Origin of the sequence: Pseudomonas sp. Irchel 3H9, assembly GCF_900187495.1 — a bacterium.
Classification (GTDB): Bacteria; Pseudomonadota; Gammaproteobacteria; order Pseudomonadales; family Pseudomonadaceae; genus Aquipseudomonas; species Aquipseudomonas sivasensis.
Map to the genome: position 1 here is coordinate 37501 of NZ_FYDK01000009.1, position 18870 is coordinate 56370.

The window sequence follows — 18870 nt, forward strand, 5'->3', positions numbered from 1 at the left end:
ACTATACCGTGGCTTTTCCGATTGTCTGTGTCGGATATCTTTACTTACATGAGACCGCACCATGCCCTCTTTGCCCTGGCACGCCATCGACACTGTCCTGCTGGACATGGACGGCACCCTGCTCGACCTGCATTACGACAACCACTTCTGGATGGAGCACCTGCCCCAGCGCTACGCCGAGCTGCACGGGGTGAGCCGGGCCATGGCCGAGATGGAGTTGCAGCCTCTGTTCGAGCGTAACGCCGGACAGTTGCAATGGTATTGCCTGGATTTTTGGAGCACAGAACTGAAGATCCCAGTGCGTGAACTCAAGCTGGAAACCGCTCACCTGATTGCCCTTCGCCCGGATGCGGATACCTTTCTCGCGGCGATCAAACAGGCCGGCAAGCGCGTGATTCTGATCACCAACGCCCATCGTGATTCGCTGTCGTTGAAGTTGGAACGCATTGAACTGGCGCCGTATTTCGAGCGATTGATCAGCTCCCACGACTACGGTTTCGCAAAGGAAGACCCGCAGTTCTGGGATGCCTTGCAGGCCGACATTCAGTTTGATCCCTCGCGCAGCCTGTTTATCGACGACACCTTGCCGATCCTGCGCAGCGCCCAGGCGTTTGGCGTGGGCCATTTGCTGGCGGTAAAAGAGCCGGACAGCAAAAAAGGGCCGAAGGACACTGGCGAGTTTGCAGCAGTCGGTGACTACCGCGATCTCATTGTCGGGCTCTGACCAAATGTGGGAGGGGGCTTGCTCCCGATAGCAGTGTGTCAGTCAAGGAAGCTTTGACTGACACTCCGTTATCAGGGGGCAAGCCCCCTCCCATATTTTCGCCCGTGTATTACTCAGGAATACGCAGCGTCTGCCCTGGGTAAATCTTGTCCGGGTTCGACAACTGCGGTTTGTTAGCTTCGAAGATTTTGTTGTACTGATTGGCGTTGCCGTAGACCGCCAAGGATATTGCGCTAAGGGTGTCGCCCTTTTTCACCACCACGAAACGGGCCGCGGCAACTGCCGGGCCGGATACGGTGATCTGGTCATCCACACTGGCCACACCGGCAATATTACCCGCCGCCAGAATGATTTTTTCTTTCTCTTCCTGACTGGCAACGGTTCCAGTAAGCGTGACCTTGTCACCCTCCACAGTCGCGTGAACATCGGGATTACCCAGCCCGACTTCTTCAATGTGCTTTTTCAGATCATCGCTTGCGTTGGCGTTGCCCGGGGTCAACAGCTTGGCCAACTTCTCGCCTGCTTCCTTAACAAAGCTAAAAAGACTCATCGTACGCGCTCCTTGGTAGTTGATTTCCAGATGCCAAAGACTAGACCAGTCCTACAGATTTGGGTTCCAGCCCGGCCAAAGACCCAAACGCGCTAGAATCCCCCCGCCATTGGAATAAGCCCTGGAGCGAAGATGGACATCAAACAGCTGAAATTCCTGATCGCCCTCGACGAAACCCGGCACTTCGGCCAGGCAGCGGCTCGTTGCCACATTACCCAGCCCACCCTGTCGATGCGCCTGCGTAGCTTGGAAGAAGAGTTGGACTTGCCCCTGGTCAATCGCGGCCAGCGCTTCGAAGGCTTCACCGCACCCGGTGAACGGGTGCTGGCGTGGGCCCGAACAGTGCTGGCGGCGTATGACGGCTTGCAGGCTGAAGCTGCTGCCTGTCGCGGCAACCTGGTGGGTACGTTGCGTTTGGGCGTGGTGCCGCTGTCGAGCTTTGATCCGTTGGCGTTGATGCAACAACTGCATAAAGAGCACCCGAGCCTGCGCTTTGAGCTCTCGGCCTTGAGCTCCGAACAGATCCTTGAACAACTTGCGAGTAATCGACTGGACCTGGGCGTCTCCTATCTTGAGCGTTTGGATAATGAACGCTTTGACTCACTGGCCTTGGGCGAAACGCGCATGGGCCTGCTCTATGACCAGCGGTTTTTCAGCTTTGGCGACAAGCCGTTGAGCTGGGAGGCCCTGACCGAACTGCCCCTGGGCATGCTCACCAGTGGCATGCATTTTCGCCAGTCCATCGACCACAACTTCCACAGCCGTGGACTCAATCCCCAACCGCTGCTGCAAACCGATGCCGTCCATCAGTTGCTACAAGCGGTACACGGCGGGCTGTGTTGCGCGGTCATGCCACTGGACGGTGGCCTGGATGCGCTCACCGAGCACCTGCGCCTGCAACCTATCGAGGATGCCCACACCCTTGCGCGCCTGGGGCTGATCATGCGTCGCAGCGCACCGCGCTCCGCGCTGGCAGAGGCATGTTTCGCGCTGTTTCAGAAATCGCAAAACGCGTCTTGATCGACGTCATCTATCGGTAGATCAGTACTGGCAATTAGACGCGACGCTTTGTCGCGCCTAGTCTAAACACTGACCAATCCGCCGGTGGTACTGCCCCATGAACGCCAAGCGCCCAGTCTGCGCGGCGCCCGCCTCTGAAACGCCCGCGCCCGCCGCCAGCCAGAGCTACCAATACTGCAATCTCGAACACACAGAGGTCGCCAGCACTGCGTTGGCGGAAGAAGTGGCGTTGGCGATCGCCTATAACGACATCAGCCAGGCAGTCATGTTGGTCACGCCGACAGACCTGGAAGACTTTATCGTCGGCTTCAGCATCGGCAGCGGCATTATCGCCGACGTTAGCGACATCTATGATCTCAAACTCAGCGGTTCAGGCTCGACCCAGTACGCTCAGGTGCAGATTTCCAGCCGCGCGTTCTGGAATCTCAAGCAACAACGTCGCCAGTTGGCGGGCACCAGCGGTTGTGGTTTGTGCGGTGTAGAAGCGGTGGAACAAGCCTTGCCGGACCTTAAGGTCCTGCCCGGCGCACCACTGCCACCCGCCGAATGGCTTGATGGTCTGCGCCAGCGCATCAGCGCCTTTCAGCCTCTGGGCCAATACAGCGGCGCGGTGCATGCGGCGGTGTTCATGAACAGCCAAGGCGAACTGTTGATGGGCCGCGAAGACATTGGCCGGCACAACGCGCTCGATAAATTGATCGGTGCGTTGATCCGCCAAAAGATCCCGACCGATGGCGGCCTGGCGATTGTCACTAGTCGTTGCAGCCTCGAATTGATCCAGAAAGTTTTGCGCGCAGGCATCCAGACCCTCGTCAGCCTGTCGTCGCCCACCGGCCTGGCCCTGCAATGGGCCCGCCGGCACAACCTCAATCTCATCCACCTGCCGCAGAAAAGTGCGCCGCGGGTCTACAGCCCTGCGATGGAGAACCAGCCGTGAGCAATCATCATCAAGCCGACCAAACCCCAACCCCGCGCTACAAGCCTTACAAAGGCCCTGCGGGCGGCTGGGGCGCGCTGATCAGCGTGGCACAGGCGTGGTTGACCAGCGACAACGCGCTGAAAAACCTGCGCATGATGCTCAAGACCAACCAGAACGGCGGCTTTGACTGCCCGGGCTGCGCCTGGGGCGACTCGCCGGAAAGCGGCATGGTCAAGTTCTGCGAAAACGGCGCCAAGGCGGTCAACTGGGAAGCCACCAAACGTCGTGTAGACGCTGCATTCTTCGCCAAACACAGCGTCACTGCGCTGCTGGAACAGAGCGATTACTGGCTCGAATACCAGGGCCGCCTGACCGAGCCGATGCGCTACGACGCCGAAACCGACCGCTACACACCCGTCAGCTGGGAAGCAGCCTTCGACCTCATCGGCCAGCACCTCAACGCACTGCCAAGCCCGGATATGGCCGAGTTCTACACCTCGGGCCGGGCCAGCAACGAGGCGGCGTACCTGTACCAGCTGTTCGTGCGCGCCTACGGCACCAACAACTTTCCGGATTGCTCGAACATGTGCCACGAGGCCAGCGGCGTGGCCTTGGCGCAAAGCGTGGGCGTCGGCAAAGGCACCGTGACCTTTGATGACTTCGAACATGCCGATGCGATTTTCGTCTGGGGCCAGAACCCCGGCACCAACCACCCGCGCATGCTCGAACCGCTGCGTGAAGCGGTTACACGCGGCGCCCAGGTGGTGTGTATCAACCCGCTGAAAGAGCGCGGTCTGGAACGTTTTCAGCACCCGCAACACCCGCTGGAAATGCTCACCAACGGCGACAAGCCGACCAATACCGCCTACTTTCGCCCAGCGCTGGGTGGCGACATGGCTATCCTGCGCGGCATGGCCAAGTTCCTGCTGCTGTGGGAACGCCAGGCGCAGGCCGAAGGCAAGGAAGCCGTGTTCGACCACGACTTCCTCAACGAACACACGGCCAACGTGCTCGATTACCTGGGCCAGATCGACGACACCTCGTGGGATGAAATCGTCGCGCAATCCGGCCTCCCACTGGTGGAGATCGAGCAAGCGGCACGCATGTACGCCAAAGGCAAAAACGTGATCATGTGCTGGGCGATGGGCATCACCCAGCACCGCCACTCGGTACCGACCATCCAGGAAATCGCCAACCTGATGCTGCTGCGCGGCAACATCGGCCGCCCAGGCGCCGGTTTGTGCCCGGTGCGCGGCCACAGCAACGTGCAGGGCGACCGCACCATGGGCATTAACGAACGTCCACCGGTGGCGTTCCTCGACGCCCTGGAGCGTCGCTTCCAGTTCCAGGTGCCGCGTACCAACGGGCACAACGTGGTGGAAGCGATCCACGCGATGCTTGAAGGCCGCTCCAAAGTATTTATCGGCCTGGGCGGCAACTTCGCCCAAGCTACCCCGGACAGCCCGCGCACCTTCGAAGCACTGCGTAATTGCGACCTGACCGTGCAGATCAGCACCAAGCTCAATCGCAGCCACCTGATGCACGGCAAGGACGCGCTGATCCTCCCGTGTTTGGGCCGTACCGACATCGACATCCAGGCAGACGGCCCGCAGGCGGTCACGGTGGAAGACTCGTTCAGCATGGTTCACGGCTCCAATGGCCAACTGCAACCCCTGTCGAAGCTGATGAAGTCCGAGCCAGCAATCCTGGCCGGCATTGCCGCCGCGACGCTGGGCAGCAAGCCGGTCGACTGGAACTGGCTGGTGGCCGACTACAGCCGTATCCGCGACCTGATTGCCGATACCATTCCAGGCTTCAAGGACTTCAACGACAAGATCAAAAACCCAGGTGGCTTCTACTTAGGCAACTCCGCCGGCGCGCGCCGTTGGAACACGCCTTCGGGTCGCGCCAACTTCCGCCCGAACATCCTGCCCAAAGACTTGATCCACGAACGCACCCACGCCACTGGCCGGGTACCGGATCTGATCATGCAGTCGATGCGCTCCCACGATCAGTACAACACCACCATTTATGGCCTGGATGACCGCTATCGCGGCGTGAAAGGCCAGCGTGACGTACTGTTCGTCAACGAAGCCGACATCATCCGCCTGGGCTTCAAGCCGGGGCAGAAGGCTGACATCGTGTCGCTGTGGGAAGATGGCCGTGAGCGTCGTGTGAAGGGCTTCACGTTGCTCGCGTTTGATATCCCGGCGGGGCAGGCAGCCGCTTACTATCCGGAAGTGAACCCGCTGGTGCCGCTGGAAAGCACCGGGGACGGCAGCCATACGCCAACATCGAAGTTCGTGGCGATCCGCTTGGAAGCCGCAAGCGATAATGGCCTGATCATGGCCCGTACAGCCTGACTGATCATTTCGGACACAAAAAAGGCCGCTTTTGCATAAAAGCGGCCGTTCCGAAGTAGTTAAAGACTCTCAAAAACCACTTAAGTTCCCGATTAAAAACAGTAACTTAGAGGATTGTGTACAACTCGTGTTACTGGTCGGAATTCTATTGTCACAATGTCAATACAGCCTCAGGATCGCGCCGTCATCCTCTTGAGGTTTCCCGAATGAAGTTCTCCTCGATTCTCTTGTTGTCCCTTGGCCTGGTCAGTGGCGCAGCCATGGCCGGTGGCACCACCGAAGCCGGTGTAGGCGGCGCATTGGGCGGGGTTCTAGGTTCTGTCGTCGGCCAGCAGTTGGGCGGCAACACCGGTTCGACCATCGGCGCGGCCCTCGGTGGCGCAGGTGGTAGTGCGGTCGGCGCTGACAAGCGCAGCCGTGGCGAAGCCGCTATTGGCGGCGCCCTGGGCGCAGCCGGCGGCAACGTCGTAGGCCGCAGTGTCGGCGGTAGCACAGGTGCACTGATCGGCTCGGCTGCAGGCGGTGGCGCGGGCGGTGCACTGGGCAACTACATGGGCAACAAGAGCGATGACGATGATCGTCGTGATCGTGGGCGCGACAACCGTCGCTATGACCGTGATGACCATCGCGGCCGCGGCCATGCCTATGGGCATCGCAAGAACAAGCATCACTACCGTCACCGGTAATCTCTAAAAAACGCCGCAAAACCAATGTGAGAGCAAGCTTGCACCCTCTCACATTGGTTTTTGCCGTCAGACCACCAACCGCTGCAGCGCCTCGCGCAACACTCCCGGAATGGTCACCGGCTGATTCGACCCCCGATCCACAAACACATGCACAAAGCGCCCCGCCGCGCAGGCTTCCTCTTCGCCGGTCTTGAACACCGCCAACTCATACTGCACTGAGCTATTGCCTAACTTGCCCACTCGCAAGCCAATATCGATACGCTCGGGAAAGGCAATCGACGCGAAGTAATCGCACGCCGAACTCACCACGAACCCCACCACTTCGCCGCCATGAATATCCAGCCCGCCCTGCTCGATCAGGTAGGTATTCACCGCCGTGTCGAAAAAGCTGTAGTAGGTGACGTTATTCACGTGACCGTACACATCATTGTCGTGCCAGCGCGTGATGATCGGCTGGAAGTGAGGGTAATCGGCACGCTGTGGCACTGAATCAGGCATGGGCACCTCTGGTGAAAGTGGGTTTACAGGTCATTCAAATGGACTTCGGCCCAACTGCGTACTTCGGCATAGGGATAGTCTTCCAGCGCAGCAAAACCGGGAATGCCCCGCGCCTTCAGCTTGGTAAACAACGGCACACTGATCCCCCCGAGAAAGCGCGTCAGTCGCTCGGCACCCGGCAGTTGGCCCGTGTGCTCATGATGCCTGTGGATAAAATCACCGCACAGCTCCATGAAATTTTTATCCACAAGCGGCGGCAAGCCCGGCGGTGATGGCAGGTGCGCCACATGGCCGTGACAGACCGAGCAATGTCCGCAGCGATGGGGGGCTTTTTCATCACCAAAATAATGGGCCAAGCGCTGGCCCAAGCAGTGATCGGTGGCAAACAGATCGAGCATGGCGTGAATCCGCGCCACTTCCGTCACCTCGTGGTGCTTAAAGCCTGTGTATAACTCGGCGCTTAACACCTGTGGATCAAATTCGGTATTCAGCAGGCTGTAGACCTCTGTCATCTGCTTGCTTTCCAGCTCGATCAGGCCTTGCTCCTGGAAGTAATCCAGCGCCTTCACCACACGATTGCGCTCGGCATTGTGCTGCTGATACAGCGCGTCGAAATCCACCGTCGCCCAGGTCTTAGCACGCTTGCACACTTGAATAATCGCTGCGACAAACTGCTGCCGCTCACCGGAAAACCGCGCCAGTAACGCTTCGGGCTCAATCAGGTATTTGAAGCGGTATTCGGCATAAAACGCGTAGCGCGGCGCGATCACGCCTTTGAGCTCCAACTGCACCAGCAGGGTCTTGAGTGGCAGCTCGCGGATATTGCTGTGGTCCGACAGCGACCTCAGTAAAAACTCCCACTGCCCTTCACTGCGCGCCGCCTGCAAATCCTCCAGCACCCGGCGGATCCCCTCCTGCTCAGGCGTGTCACCGTACACAAAGTTTTCCAGCACATTGAGGCTGTCACGGTTGGCCAACACCAGGCAGTCCGAGGGCTGTCCATCACGCCCGGCGCGGCCTATCTCCTGGCTGTAGTTCTCGATGGATTTGGGCAGGTCAAAATGCACCACATTGCGGATGTCACTCTTGTCGATTCCCATGCCAAACGCGATGGTGGCGACAATGCAATTGGAGCGCCCGCCCATGAAGCGCTGCTGGATACCCTCACGTCTGTCGTGGGGCAAGCCGGCGTGATACGCCTCGGCCTGTATGCCATTGCGGTTCAGATGCTCGGCAATATGCTCGGCGGTTTTTTGCAGGGTGACGTAGACGATGCTCGGCTGGTTGGCCCGTTCGCTCATCCACTGCACCAGGCGACGGCGTTTGTCCGCGCCGCTGACCGGTTCGACCAACAGGTTCAGGTTCGGCCTATAGAACCCCGTAGTCACCACATCACCCGGCGCTATGGCGAACTTCGCCTGCATATCGGCAATCACCTTGGGCGTGGCTGTAGCCGTCAGCAGCAGCGCTTGTGGGATCTTGAACTGACGCTGGTAGTCCGGCAGCTTCAGGTAGTCCGGGCGAAAGTTATGGCCCCACTCGGAAATGCAGTGCGCCTCGTCCACCACCAGCAGCGAGATCTGCACACTTTGCAGGAAGTTGCGGAAGCGCTCGTTCTTCAAGCGCTCCACGGAAATCATCAGGATTTTCAGCTCACCGGAACGGGCGCGGGCCATCACGTCATTGGCGTCGTCACGACTCTGGGCCGAATCGATACTGCCCGCCGAAATGCCATGGCGCTGCAAAAAGCCCAACTGGTCCTGCATCAATGCCAACAGTGGCGAGACCACCAGCGTCAGGTGCGGCAGCAACACTGCTGACAGCTGATAACACAGGGATTTACCCGACCCAGTAGGGAAAATTGCAGCCGCCGAACGACCGGCCAGAACGGCGCTGACCGTTTCTTCCTGACCCAAACGAAACTGTGGATAACCAAAGACCTGCTGGAGGGTGTCGTGCATAGGCTGTCACTCCATTGACCGCTGAAGGTGGCTTAAAAACGTAGCCCAGTAAGCTCAGCGGATCGAGAAAGGTCGCATGGAAAAAGAGACAGGATGATACACAGGCTGGGAGATGGCCCAGGGCCGAAGTGGGAATACCTGATGATGCAGTAGGAAACACACCGATCCAAATGTGGGAGGAAGCAAGCACCTCCCACATCTTTAGAACTGCGCTACAGCTGAATCAGCGGTTCTGCACCCGCTCAATCGCCGTGTCATACACCGAGTTGGCTTTCTGTTCCTTGGCCAACTGGTAGTGACGCAGCGCATCCTGGAACTGCCCCGCCGCTTCGTAGATCCGCGCAATGTTGTAGTAGGCACCTGCACGCACGGTCGCAGCATTGGCGCCGGTGGCAAGGGCGATAGCCTTGCGGTTGGCCCAGATCGACTCGGCAGTGTTACCGGCTTTCTGATACGCCAGGCCGAGGTTGCCGTAAGCCTTGCCGAAGCTGTTATCCAGATCGATGGCCTGACGGAAGTAGTCAATCGCCTGATCCAGATTGCCTGCCTGGTAAGCCGCTTCACCTTTCAGGTTCAGCTTCTTCGCATCAGTCTGTACGGAAGAGCTAACGGTGACTGCGGTGACCGCGACGCTGTCATCCAGCAGCGGTTTGACTTCGTTCAGCACATTGGCGGCATTCACTGTCACGCCACTGAAGGTGTTGATGTCCTGGAAGTCGCCGCTGCCGGTCATGCGGAACACCGTCCACAGGTTGCCGCTGCGGTTCTTAGGCACGTAGTAGGTGCGCACCAGCGATTGGCCCATGTACACGAACACCTTGGCTTCGCTGTCGGACAATTGGCGCGAGCCTGGGTTGCCGCCATTACTGTAGTCGTGCACGGCATAGACGTAGCTTTCGCCGTAGTGCTTTTTCTGCAGGGTGATGGTTTCCGGGCCGTAGCTGTCGGTGTCATCCACATCCAACTCGGCGTCGGTACCCTTCTGGTTCTCGAAATAGATGTTATTGCCGGGGAAAATCATGTGGGAGTCGAGGTCACTCGGGGTCTTGCCCCAGGTCAGCACCACACGCAGGCCATCGAGGTTTTCCATCACCGGGCTGATGGCGTAGGTCATGCCCGCGCATGGGCACTTCACCACCAGGTTGGAGTAGCCGGGCTTCTTGATGATCAGCAGGTTGCTCGCGTCATCGGCGGCCTCACTGGTCAGCGTCACTTGGCCCTGGGCGTTGGTGCGCCCCACCACATTCTGCGCGCCGTTGCGTTGCAGCAGCACTTCGGCGTCGGCGATTTTCTGATCCTTGACCACGGCGCTTAGCACTTCAATCGGCAACTGTTCGGCCTGGACGGAAAAAGCCAACGCACACAATGACATCGCCGAAGCGACACGAAGCAAACCCATGCTTAACTCCCTTTAAGTAGTGGGCGGAAATCGCCCTACAAGATTTTGCGGTGAAACATACGCTTAATTCAGGCCACTGGCGGAGTTTTTGTAGAAAATGTGATGCCAAGCCACAAATGCCTGAAACAGTCGTAGGAAATTTCCACAGGTTACGACATCTCCTTCCCAAACTGCTCCAGACACCCGCTTAACCCTCTACAGAAGTTACCCGTCGCTGAATGAAAATAGCGCGGCCTCAACTTTCCCGGCAGAAACCTGTGAACATCGAAAGGACTCAATACATTGGCCACTACGGCATCACCTTCGCGGTGATTCGGTTTAGCGTTCTACCCGCCCATCGACAAGCACTGGCAAACCTCTGCTTCTTGGAAGCCGGCACCCGCGCAACCGAAGTTCGCTATCGGCTGGCGGATCTCTACGGAAAAATGCTACCCGGTGATTTGCCTTGCAAAATGACTGTCGCAATCGCTAAGCCGCTGAACCGGCAGCAGGCAGATTTGCTCAATGAACGCGGGCCCCTTATCGCTCTAGCGTTAGCGGGACTTTTCAGTGCGCCAATTCACCCGTTTTCAAAACCAATAGCGCGCGCCGCTGCCACCACTGTGGGTGCGATCACCAAAAGTATTATTCGCAGCTATCCCCTCGAAGCCATGGAATGTCAGAAGCCATGACTATCTGCGTTCAAATTGTCGCCTTTGTGGCGCTATACCTTGTTTTGAATCACCAAATCACAACCCCAATACTCAGAAAGCGATTTGCTATCACGTTGCTCGCGACAGGCGTTACGTTGGCATTCCTACTACCCTACGTAGCAGTAATCCTTAAAATGCCCCTCCTGCCTGTATTCCTATTCTTGATAGGCTTGGCACTCTTCATCACCCGAAACAAATTCCGCTTGAAACGCGACCTCCCTCTTCACCCACTCCTGCGTGCCCCCACCATGAACCTCGCCCCCGACTTCCCCGAAGACCCCGTCATGCAGCAACTCCTGCAACTGCTGCACGAAGAAATCGGCCTGCCGAAACACAAGACTATCCGCCTGCAAACCTCACTCAATTTCGACCTGGGCTGTGACGGCAGTGAAGCCAAGCAACTGATGGAAGCGCTGGAGCAGGAATTCGCACTCGACCTGGGCGACTACGACACTTATCGTTACTTCAACCCGCCGGTCTTTGATGTGTTCCTCAAGCGTCGGGCCAAGGGGCGCGGCAACAAGGTTCCACTGACCATCGGCATGCTCTATCTAGCCATCAAGACTCACAGCTGGGACACGCAGACGCTGGAAAACCTGAGCTAACACGCAGCCCCCTGTAAGAGCCCGGCTTACCGGCGATGGCGGTCTTGAGGTCGCCATTGCCGGCAAGCGGGGCTGTTAAGGAAATTGAGTCTTCAGAAAGGACGATACATGGACGTAACAATGGGCCTGCTGGCCGCCCTGCTCTGGGGTGGCACGGATTTCCTCGTGGGCCTCAATGCCCGGGCTGTCGGCGTTAAACGCGCCGTTTACTTTGGCCAGGCGCTCGGCTTCCTGATCATGACCTTGCTACTGGTCATGTTGCCGACCTTTCTCTTCAAATCCCTCGACGCCCCGCTAAGCGCCTGGCTGCTGGGCATCGCAGCCGCGCTGCTCACCGTGTCCGGCGCTCTCGCGCTGTCCAAAGCCTTCGCCATGGGCAAAGCCGCCATCGTTGCACCACTGGTGACATCGTACGGCGTGGTCACTACCTTATTGTCCTGGGCCAGCGGCGAGCACATCAGCCTTATACAACTCGGTTGCATTGCCCTATGCGTCATCGGCGTGATCCTCTCCAGCATCCACAAGGACAACGGCGTACCCCACAACAACCCCCGCCTATCCATCGCCTACGCCATGCTCGCCGCACTGTTGTACGGCGCCAGTTTCTGGCTGCAAGGCCGCTACACGCTGCCCGCGTTGGGACCGATCACCATGCTTTGGTTGGGTTATCTGGTGGGCGTGTGCGTACTGGTAATGATGGTGCTGAAGATCAAAGACGGCCTGAAAATCCCGCCACTGAAAAACTGTGCGACGCTGACCGGCGCGAGCTTGATGAACCTCGGCGGGTTCTCGGCGTTTTCATGGGGTGCGATGGCGGGGTCGGTTTCGGTGGTGACGGTGATCAGTACGTTGTCAGGTGGGATTGCGGCGATTCTGGGGTTTGTGTTTTTCAAGGAGCGGCTCACTGCGGTGCAGGTGCTGGGGGTTGTATTGGTATTGATCGGAGCAGTAGTTCTGCACATCGCCGACTGACCTTTCGCGCATAAAAAAGCCGCCCACAAGAGGCGGCTTTTTCACAACACGCGAATCTTACAACTTAGGACCCGCAGCTTTGATCGCATCGCTCACTTCAAACTTCTTGAAGTTCTCGATGAACAGCCCCGCCAGCGCCTTCGCTGCTTCATCGTAAGCGGCCTTGTCAGCCCAGGTGTTACGTGGGTTCAACAGGCCGGTTTCAACACCCGGTACGGCCAATGGCACGTCGAGGTTGATGGTGTCGAGGTGTTCGGTTTCAGCACCGATCAACGCGCCGCTCTGGATCGCTGCGATCACACCGCGAGTGGTCGGGATGTTGAAGCGCTTGCCAACGCCGTAGCCGCCGCCGGTCCAGCCGGTGTTGACCAGGTAGACCTTGGAACCGAAGCCGCGGATGCGCTTGATCAGCAGCTCTGCGTATTCGCCGGCTGGGCGTGGGAAGAATGGCGCGCCGAAGCAGGTGGAGAAAGTCGACTTGATGCCGCTACCCGACCCCATCTCAGTCGAACCCACCAATGCGGTGTAGCCGGACAGGAAGTGGTAGGCCGCTTGTTCTTCGCTGAGGATAGACACTGGTGGCAGTACGCCGGTCAGGTCGCAGGTCAGGAAGATCACTGCGTTTGGCTCGCCGCCCAGGTTCTTCTCGGAACGTTTGGCAACGTGCTCCAGCGGGTAAGCGGCGCGGCTGTTCTGGGTCAGGCTCACGTCGGCGTAGTCGGCGTGCTTGGCGTCGTCGATCACGACGTTTTCCAATACTGCGCCGTGCTTGATGGCTTTCCAGATAACTGGCTCGTTCTTCTCGGACAGGTCGATGCATTTGGCATAGCAACCGCCTTCGATGTTGAACACCACGCCTTCGCCCCAACCGTGTTCATCGTCACCGATCAGGTAACGGCTTTCGTCGGCCGACAGGGTGGTTTTACCGGTGCCGGACAGGCCGAAGAACAGGGTCACGTCGCCCGCTTCGCCGATGTTGGCGGCGCAGTGCATCGGCAGTACGTCGGAAGCCGGCAGCAGGAAGTTCTGCACCGAGAACATGGCTTTCTTCATTTCACCGGCGTAACGCATGCCAGCGATGAGTACTTTTTTCTGTGCGAAGTTGAGAATCACGCAACCGTCGGAGTTGGTGCCATCACGCTCTGGCACGCACTCGAAGTTAGCCACGTTGAGCACTTGCCATTCGTCACGGCCGGCTGGGTTGTACTGGGCCGGGTTGATGAACAGGCAACGACCGAACAGGTTCTGCCAGGCAGTCTGGGTGGTCATTTTCACAGCCAGGTAGTGGTCTTCGGCAGCCCCTACGTGAACGTGGGAAACGAAGTGCTCTTGCGCGTTGTTGAAAGCCTCGACGCGAGCCCACAGGGCATCGAACTTGTCGGCCGGGAACTTGCGGTTGATCGGGCCCCAGGCGATAGCGTCCTGGGTGGAAGGCTCTTCAACGATGAAACGGTCGACCGGCGAACGACCGGTGCGATGACCGGTTTCTACGACCAGTGCGCCAGTATCGGCAAGCACGCCTTCACCGCGCTGCAGGGCTTCTTTGACCAGATCGTCAACACTCAGATCGGTGTATACGGCGTTATTGGCTTGCGTCATGAGGTTCCCCGTCGGCCTATGGCCGAGTGCTCCAAACGTTTTGTAGTAGAAAGTTGCGCACTACTACCGCGAAAAAAGTGGGCCGGATTATGCCAGAAAAGCCCAAAAAGAGTAGGGCCCTCCCGTCAGAACACCTCTAATCCGGCATTTGTCAGGTGATTTACCTGTGCTTAAACGTTTTAGTGGCGGGTGTCGGATGGCGTGTCGATGCCTGCGCCAGCGAACAATTGAGTGACATCGGCCGCATCGAACAGGTAGCGCTGGTTGCAGAACTGGCAGTCGATCTCAATATTGCCACCGTGTTCCACCACCAGATTTTGCGCATCTTCCAGACCCAGGCTGACCAATGCGCTACCTGAACGCTCGCGGGAGCAACTGCAATGGAAGCGCAAGGTTTGCGCGTCAAACAGGCGCACAGGTTCTTCATGGTAGAGGCGATGCAGGATGGTTTCGTTGTTCAAGCCCAGCAGCTCTTCGGCTTTCAGGGTGTCGGCCAGAGCGATGGTGTGCCGCCAGCTTTCAGCGCGATCGTCGTCGTCCTTGATGCGGTCGGCCGGCAATTGCTGCAACAGCATGCCACGGGCGCGTTTGCCGTCTGCGTTGAGCCAGAACTTGGTGCCGACTTGTTGGGACATCACGAAATAGTTAGTGAAGCAATCCGATAAGGTTTCGCCGTCGAGGTCGACGATGCCCTGGTAACGCTGGCCTACGGTCGGGTCGACGGTGAGCGCCAGGACGCCATTGGGCATCAGGTCCGCCAGCATGGCGTCCGGGGCAATCAGATCAGCGTCATAACGGGCCAGGCCGCGGATTTCACGTTCGCTGGAGCACTCGATCATCAGCAGCGGGATCGGGCCTTCGGAGCGGGCCTGCAGGATCAGCAAACCGTCAAACTTCATGGTGCCGACCAGCAACGCCGCAGCGGCCATCAGCTCTCCAAGCAGTTGCGCGACCGGCTCAGGATAGGGGTGCTTGGCGAGGACTTCGGCGTAGCTGAGTTCCAACGAAACCATTTCGCCGCGGGCGTCGCTCTCGTCGAAGATGAAGCGTTGGGTGAAGTCGGTATCCGGTAGATCAGTCATAGGTCTGGGTATCTGAATTGATGACAAATTGATTACAAGGTTTATAGAATTAAACGCTTTAGCACCGTTTTGGTGCGAATTTCTCCTGGAAACAGAGAGTTTAAATAGAGCGAAGAGGGACAGTTTATGAACAATCCGGGTTTGTTCCAAGCCAAGTGGAACCTCCGGCGATGGGCTCTGTGCAATCTACTCGCTATCGCGCTGCTGTGTTTTTGGCTGTGGCCCACGGGCCAGATGCTCTGTGTGATTTTCGACGAGTGGCTGTTTCATCTGCTCAATGACCCACTGGCAACCAACGCAACGTGGCTGCACATTTGGGCCGTGGCCAGTTTGCGACCGTTTGATGCGGTGGTCGGGGTGATCCTGCTGTCGCTGCTGGTTCGCGGCGAATGGGTGTTCAAGGCCGTGCAGGTGCGTCAGGCGCTGTTAGGTTTTGTCGGCATTTTGTTGCTGCTGTTGTTTATCCGCATGCTGTTTTCCAAACTTGCGGCACAGATGGGCTGGCAGCACAGCAGCCCGTCGATGGTGATCGGCGGGGCCATTCAGATGAGTGATTACTTTCCTGGGCTGGAGAAGACCTGGGAGCTGAAGGACCGTTCGAGCCAAAGCTTCCCTGGGGATCATGCGTCTGTGCTGTTGATTTGGGGGATGTTCATGACGGTGTTCGCCAAGCGCATCGGCCAAGTGCTGGTGATCTGGGGCCTGGCGCTGTTGTTTATGATGCCGCGGCTGGTGGCAGGTGCGCATTGGGGGCAGGACGATTACATCGGCGGAGTGCTGCTGGCGCTGTTGGCGTTGGGCTGGGGCTATTACACGCCGTTTTCGGCAAAGGTGTCGGGCGCTTTGTTACACGTGACAACACCGATCTTCGGGTTACTTGGCAAGCTACCGGTGATCGGAGGATTGAGCGTCGTGCGCACATCCCCTTAACGCTGCAGGCCGAATGAGCGAGGGGGCTGGCTCCCTCCCTCATTCGGCTGGGGTTCTGCGCAATCAGTCATCACTGCCACTGCCGCGAAACTTGAAGAGATCGCGGCGTTGCTTCTTGCTCGGCTTACCATCGGTGGTCAGGCCTGAAGCCCCCGCCTTGCGCATCGCCGCAGCATTTTCGCGCTTGGCGATGCTAGCGTCGGTCTCGGTGTAGAGCGCCTGAGCTTCAGGTGCGCCACGACGCACGATGGAAAGTGCTTGGACCACAATGGTCTTTTCATCAAAACCGGTACGAATCTGAAACTCATCGCCGACGCGTGGCTCCTTGCCCGGCTTGCAGCGCTCGCCACGATGGTGCACCTTGCCACTCTCTATCGCCGCCTTGGCCAGGGCACGGGTTTTATAGAAACGCGCGGCCCACAGCCACTTGTCCAGGCGAACCTTTTCTTCCTCTTCCTGCTTTTGAGCCACTTGAATTCCTCGCTCTGAAAAATGTCGCAACTTTACCGTTGAAACCCTTCGACGCATAAACCTCAAGGCTCACCTAAGATACGCCAGGTAGCACCCTGTTTTCGCGAGGATACGCCGTGACCGACTTTCCCACTTCACTCACCTCGCCTGACCAGCGCTGCGCAGGCTGCCAGCAAAGCGAGCCCCTGGGTTTCGATTTTGCGTTTGCCTACCAGCCTATCGTAGACCTTCGGGATCATTCGATTTTTGCCCACGAAGCCTTGGTGCGCGGTACACAAGGCGAAGGTGCGTTGTCGGTGCTGAACCAGGTTAACGAAAGCAATCGCTACCGCTTCGACCAACGCTGCCGCACCCAGGCAATTGCCGGCGCAGCAGCCATGGGGATGCAAACCCATCTTTCCATCAATTTCATGCCCAACGCCGTGTACCGTCCGGAGTTGTGCATCCGCAGCACCCTGGAGGCGGCTCGCGCGCACAATTTCCCGCTGAACAGACTGATTTTCGAGACGCTGGAAAGCGAGCATGTAGATAACTATCGCCATTTGACGAATATTCTGCGTGAATACCGCGAATTCGGCTTCAAGACCGCCATCGACGATTTCGGAGCGGGCTATTCGGGGCTGAATCTACTGGCCGATTTCCAACCTGACTTGATCAAACTCGACATGGCTCTGATCCGCGATGTGGACCAGGATCGTGTCCGTCAGGTGATCGTCCGGGGGATTGTCACAATCTGTGAGCAGTTGAACGTTACTGTCATCGCCGAAGGCATTGAAAGTGCCGGAGAGCGAGACTTTCTGTCTGACTGTGGAATATTTCTCATGCAAGGCTACTGGTTCGCCAAGCCCGCATTCAAAGCCCTGGCCGAGGTTTCACCGAAAGCTTGGGCTAATTGACCGGTTACCCATATTGAAGACATTTGACCATTTGACCGTTGTGGGTCTGCGTGAGTGGGTGGCACTTCCCGACTTGGGAGTGGCAGGCCTGCGCGCGAAGATCGACACAGGTGCCAGCACCTCAAGCCTGCACGCCACCGATATCGAACCCTTTGAGCGCGACGGTGAGAAGTGGGTGCGCTTCACCGCACATCTGGGCAGTGTTGTGCAACTGCGCCACCGCCGCTGCGAAGCGCCTTTGGTGACGATGAAAACCATCAAGAGCTCTAACGGCCATGCGCAGGTGCGCTATGTGATCAGCACCACCCTGGCGTTGGGTGATCGGGTATGGCGGGTGGAGTTCACCCTGGCCTGCCGCAAGGCTATGCGTTACCGCTTGCTGCTGGGTTCCAAGGCGCTGATTGACGGCCAGTTGGTGGTCAACCCCGGCATCAAGTACGTTCAAGACAAGCCGGTGTTCCCGGTCTCTACTATTTCTGCCCCAGGTGCTGCATGAAGATTGCTGTGCTGTCGCGAAACCCGCGTCTGTATTCCACCCGCCGCCTGGTCGAGGCCGGCACCGAACGTGGCCACGAAATGGTGGTGATCGACACGTTGCGTGCCTATATGAACATTGCCAGCCACAAGCCGCAGATCCATTACCGAGGCAAACCGCTGGAAGGCTTTGATGCCGTAATCCCGCGGATCGGCGCCTCGGTGACGTTTTATGGCTGCGCGGTGCTGCGCCAATTCGAGATGATGGGGGTGTTCCCCTTGAACGAGTCCGTGGCCATTGCGCGCTCGCGGGACAAATTACGTTCGCTGCAACTGCTGTCGCGCCGGGGGATCGGCCTGCCGGTCACCGGGTTTGCCCACTCACCCGATGACATCCCGGACCTGATCGAGATGGTCAACGGCGCGCCACTGGTAATCAAGGTACTGGAAGGCACACAGGGCATTGGCGTAGTGCTGTGTGAAACCGCAACCGCGGCGGAGTCGGTGATCGAGGCATTCATGGGCCTCAAGCAGAACATCATGGTGCAGGAATACATCAAGGAGGCAGGGGGTGCGGATATCCGCTGCTTCGTGGTGGGCGACAAGGTAATTGCGGCGATGAAGCGCCAGGCCAAACCTGGAGAGTTTCGCTCCAACCTGCACCGCGGCGGCAGCGCCAGCCTGATCAAGATCACCCCTGAGGAGCGCATGACCGCGCTGCGGGCGGCCAAGGTGATGGGGTTGGCCGTGGCGGGGGTAGATATCCTGCGTTCGAACCACGGGCCGCTGGTGATGGAAGTCAATTCATCCCCGGGCCTGGAAGGTATCGAAACCACCACTGGCAAAGATGTGGCGGGGATCATCATTCAGCATCTAGAGAAGAATGGTGGGCCGAATATGACCAGGACCAAGGGCAAGGGCTGATAAAACGCAGTCTGTGGCACACGTAAACCAAATGTGGGAGGGGGCTTGCTCCCGATAGCGGTGGATCAGCCAGCTTATTGGTAGCTGACCCACTGCAATCGGGAG

Annotated in this window: 19 protein-coding genes; 12 read left to right on the forward strand and 7 right to left on the reverse strand. The window is 58.3% G+C overall.

Translation table 11 applies throughout. From position 1 onward, the window contains the following. Window positions 1-61: 61 nt before the first annotated feature. On the forward strand, window positions 62-724 hold the full coding sequence (yrfG, locus tag CKW32_RS25465) for a GMP/IMP nucleotidase (protein ID WP_032884964.1): 663 nt from the start codon (window positions 62-64) through the stop codon (window positions 722-724). 109 nt (window positions 725-833) lie between these two features. Here the strand turns inward: yrfG and lysM are convergent, their stop codons facing one another. Next, window positions 834-1274 carry a peptidoglycan-binding protein LysM gene (gene lysM / locus CKW32_RS25470; protein WP_095186282.1) on the reverse strand — a complete coding sequence of 147 codons (441 nt, stop codon included), beginning with the start codon at window positions 1272-1274 and terminating at the stop codon, window positions 834-836. A 132-nt stretch (window positions 1275-1406) separates the two neighbouring features. Between lysM and CKW32_RS25475 the strand changes: the two genes are divergently transcribed. The 4 genes from CKW32_RS25475 (at window position 1407) to CKW32_RS25490 (ending at window position 6262) form a co-directional block, all read left to right on the forward strand. Beyond that, window positions 1407-2294, forward strand: a complete 888-nt coding sequence (locus CKW32_RS25475; protein ID WP_032884960.1) for a LysR family transcriptional regulator — start codon at window positions 1407-1409, stop codon at window positions 2292-2294. Between the two features lie 97 nt (window positions 2295-2391). Continuing rightward, window positions 2392-3231 carry a formate dehydrogenase accessory sulfurtransferase FdhD gene (fdhD, locus tag CKW32_RS25480; protein ID WP_032884958.1) on the forward strand — a complete coding sequence of 280 codons (840 nt, stop codon included), beginning with the start codon at window positions 2392-2394 and terminating at the stop codon, window positions 3229-3231. Beyond that, the gene (locus tag CKW32_RS25485; RefSeq protein WP_095186283.1) at window positions 3228-5576 is read left to right on the forward strand and encodes an FdhF/YdeP family oxidoreductase; all 2349 of its coding nucleotides are present in this window, start codon (window positions 3228-3230) and stop codon (window positions 5574-5576) included. Before fdhD ends, CKW32_RS25485 begins: the two co-directional genes overlap by 4 nt. A 206-nt stretch (window positions 5577-5782) precedes the next feature. Beyond that, window positions 5783-6262 (forward strand): glycine zipper domain-containing protein, encoded by a 480-nt coding sequence (locus CKW32_RS25490; protein WP_032884954.1) that lies wholly within the window; start codon window positions 5783-5785, stop codon window positions 6260-6262. A gap of 66 nt (window positions 6263-6328) precedes the next feature. Here CKW32_RS25490 and CKW32_RS25495 read toward each other — a convergent pair whose 3' ends face one another. From CKW32_RS25495 to CKW32_RS25505, 3 genes are all read right to left on the reverse strand, one after another. Beyond that, on the reverse strand, window positions 6329-6760 hold the full coding sequence (locus CKW32_RS25495) for a thioesterase family protein (RefSeq protein ID WP_032884953.1): 432 nt from the start codon (window positions 6758-6760) through the stop codon (window positions 6329-6331). Between the two features lie 23 nt (window positions 6761-6783). Continuing rightward, entirely contained in the window at window positions 6784-8721 is a 1938-nt protein-coding gene (locus CKW32_RS25500; protein ID WP_095186284.1) for an ATP-dependent DNA helicase RecQ, read from the reverse strand. A 223-nt stretch (window positions 8722-8944) separates the two neighbouring features. After that, window positions 8945-10120 (reverse strand): tetratricopeptide repeat protein, encoded by a 1176-nt coding sequence (locus CKW32_RS25505; protein ID WP_095186285.1) that lies wholly within the window; start codon window positions 10118-10120, stop codon window positions 8945-8947. 257 nt (window positions 10121-10377) lie between these two features. On the opposite strand from CKW32_RS25505, the gene CKW32_RS25510 reads away from it, so the two are divergent. From CKW32_RS25510 to CKW32_RS25520, 3 genes are all read left to right on the forward strand, one after another. Next, window positions 10378-10791, forward strand: a complete 414-nt coding sequence (locus CKW32_RS25510; protein ID WP_177434319.1) for a hypothetical protein — start codon at window positions 10378-10380, stop codon at window positions 10789-10791. A gap of 269 nt (window positions 10792-11060) precedes the next feature. After that, window positions 11061-11417, forward strand: coding sequence for a DUF1493 family protein (locus tag CKW32_RS25515; RefSeq protein ID WP_095186348.1), 357 nt, complete (start codon window positions 11061-11063; stop codon window positions 11415-11417). A 108-nt stretch (window positions 11418-11525) separates the two neighbouring features. Beyond that, window positions 11526-12389 (forward strand): DMT family transporter, encoded by an 864-nt coding sequence (locus CKW32_RS25520; RefSeq protein ID WP_241089534.1) that lies wholly within the window; start codon window positions 11526-11528, stop codon window positions 12387-12389. Between the two features lie 57 nt (window positions 12390-12446). On the opposite strand, the gene CKW32_RS25525 is transcribed toward CKW32_RS25520, so the two are convergent. Beyond that, on the reverse strand, window positions 12447-13988 hold the full coding sequence (locus CKW32_RS25525) for a phosphoenolpyruvate carboxykinase (protein WP_032884949.1): 1542 nt from the start codon (window positions 13986-13988) through the stop codon (window positions 12447-12449). Between the two features lie 179 nt (window positions 13989-14167). Next, entirely contained in the window at window positions 14168-15070 is a 903-nt protein-coding gene (gene hslO, locus CKW32_RS25530; RefSeq protein ID WP_032884948.1) for an Hsp33 family molecular chaperone HslO, read from the reverse strand. A 126-nt stretch (window positions 15071-15196) separates the two neighbouring features. Between hslO and CKW32_RS25535 the strand changes: the two genes are divergently transcribed. Further along, window positions 15197-16000 carry a phosphatase PAP2 family protein gene (locus tag CKW32_RS25535; protein WP_095186287.1) on the forward strand — a complete coding sequence of 268 codons (804 nt, stop codon included), beginning with the start codon at window positions 15197-15199 and terminating at the stop codon, window positions 15998-16000. A gap of 63 nt (window positions 16001-16063) precedes the next feature. On the opposite strand, the gene CKW32_RS25540 is transcribed toward CKW32_RS25535, so the two are convergent. Next, a complete protein-coding gene (locus CKW32_RS25540; protein WP_032884944.1) occupies window positions 16064-16471 on the reverse strand; it encodes an RNA-binding S4 domain-containing protein in 408 nt (135 codons plus the stop codon). Window positions 16472-16587: 116 nt separating this feature from the next. Between CKW32_RS25540 and CKW32_RS25545 the strand changes: the two genes are divergently transcribed. Genes CKW32_RS25545 through rimK form a run of 3 tightly spaced genes read left to right on the forward strand, consistent with a single transcriptional unit; the run spans window position 16588 to window position 18765 of the window. After that, complete coding sequence (locus CKW32_RS25545) at window positions 16588-17367, forward strand: EAL domain-containing protein (RefSeq protein ID WP_095186288.1); 780 nt, start codon at window positions 16588-16590, stop codon at window positions 17365-17367. A 46-nt stretch (window positions 17368-17413) separates the two neighbouring features. Further along, a complete protein-coding gene (locus CKW32_RS25550) occupies window positions 17414-17863 on the forward strand; it encodes an ATP-dependent zinc protease (protein WP_177326413.1) in 450 nt (149 codons plus the stop codon). Next, window positions 17860-18765: a 30S ribosomal protein S6--L-glutamate ligase gene (rimK, locus tag CKW32_RS25555; protein ID WP_003171022.1), complete on the forward strand. Its 906-nt coding sequence runs from the start codon at window positions 17860-17862 to the stop codon at window positions 18763-18765. The genes CKW32_RS25550 and rimK overlap by 4 nt, the downstream gene beginning before the upstream one ends. Window positions 18766-18870 lie beyond the last annotated feature (105 nt).

Bases quoted from the DNA above. Each gene is read 5' to 3' on its own strand.
- yrfG (WP_032884964.1), top strand. From the start codon at position 62: ATGCCCTCTTTGCCCTGGCACGCCATCGACACTGTCCTGCTGGACATG.
- lysM (WP_095186282.1), bottom strand. From the start codon at position 1,274: ATGAGTCTTTTTAGCTTTGTTAAGGAAGCAGGCGAGAAGTTGGCCAAG.
- CKW32_RS25475 (WP_032884960.1), top strand. From the start codon at position 1,407: ATGGACATCAAACAGCTGAAATTCCTGATCGCCCTCGACGAAACCCGG.
- fdhD (WP_032884958.1), top strand. From the start codon at position 2,392: ATGAACGCCAAGCGCCCAGTCTGCGCGGCGCCCGCCTCTGAAACGCCC.
- CKW32_RS25490 (WP_032884954.1), top strand. From the start codon at position 5,783: ATGAAGTTCTCCTCGATTCTCTTGTTGTCCCTTGGCCTGGTCAGTGGC.
- CKW32_RS25495 (WP_032884953.1), bottom strand. From the start codon at position 6,760: ATGCCTGATTCAGTGCCACAGCGTGCCGATTACCCTCACTTCCAGCCG.
- CKW32_RS25500 (WP_095186284.1), bottom strand. From the start codon at position 8,721: ATGCACGACACCCTCCAGCAGGTCTTTGGTTATCCACAGTTTCGTTTG.
- CKW32_RS25505 (WP_095186285.1), bottom strand. From the start codon at position 10,120: ATGGGTTTGCTTCGTGTCGCTTCGGCGATGTCATTGTGTGCGTTGGCT.
- CKW32_RS25515 (WP_095186348.1), top strand. From the start codon at position 11,061: ATGAACCTCGCCCCCGACTTCCCCGAAGACCCCGTCATGCAGCAACTC.
- CKW32_RS25520 (WP_241089534.1), top strand. From the start codon at position 11,526: ATGGACGTAACAATGGGCCTGCTGGCCGCCCTGCTCTGGGGTGGCACG.
- CKW32_RS25525 (WP_032884949.1), bottom strand. From the start codon at position 13,988: ATGACGCAAGCCAATAACGCCGTATACACCGATCTGAGTGTTGACGAT.
- hslO (WP_032884948.1), bottom strand. From the start codon at position 15,070: ATGACTGATCTACCGGATACCGACTTCACCCAACGCTTCATCTTCGAC.
- CKW32_RS25535 (WP_095186287.1), top strand. From the start codon at position 15,197: ATGAACAATCCGGGTTTGTTCCAAGCCAAGTGGAACCTCCGGCGATGG.
- rimK (WP_003171022.1), top strand. From the start codon at position 17,860: ATGAAGATTGCTGTGCTGTCGCGAAACCCGCGTCTGTATTCCACCCGC.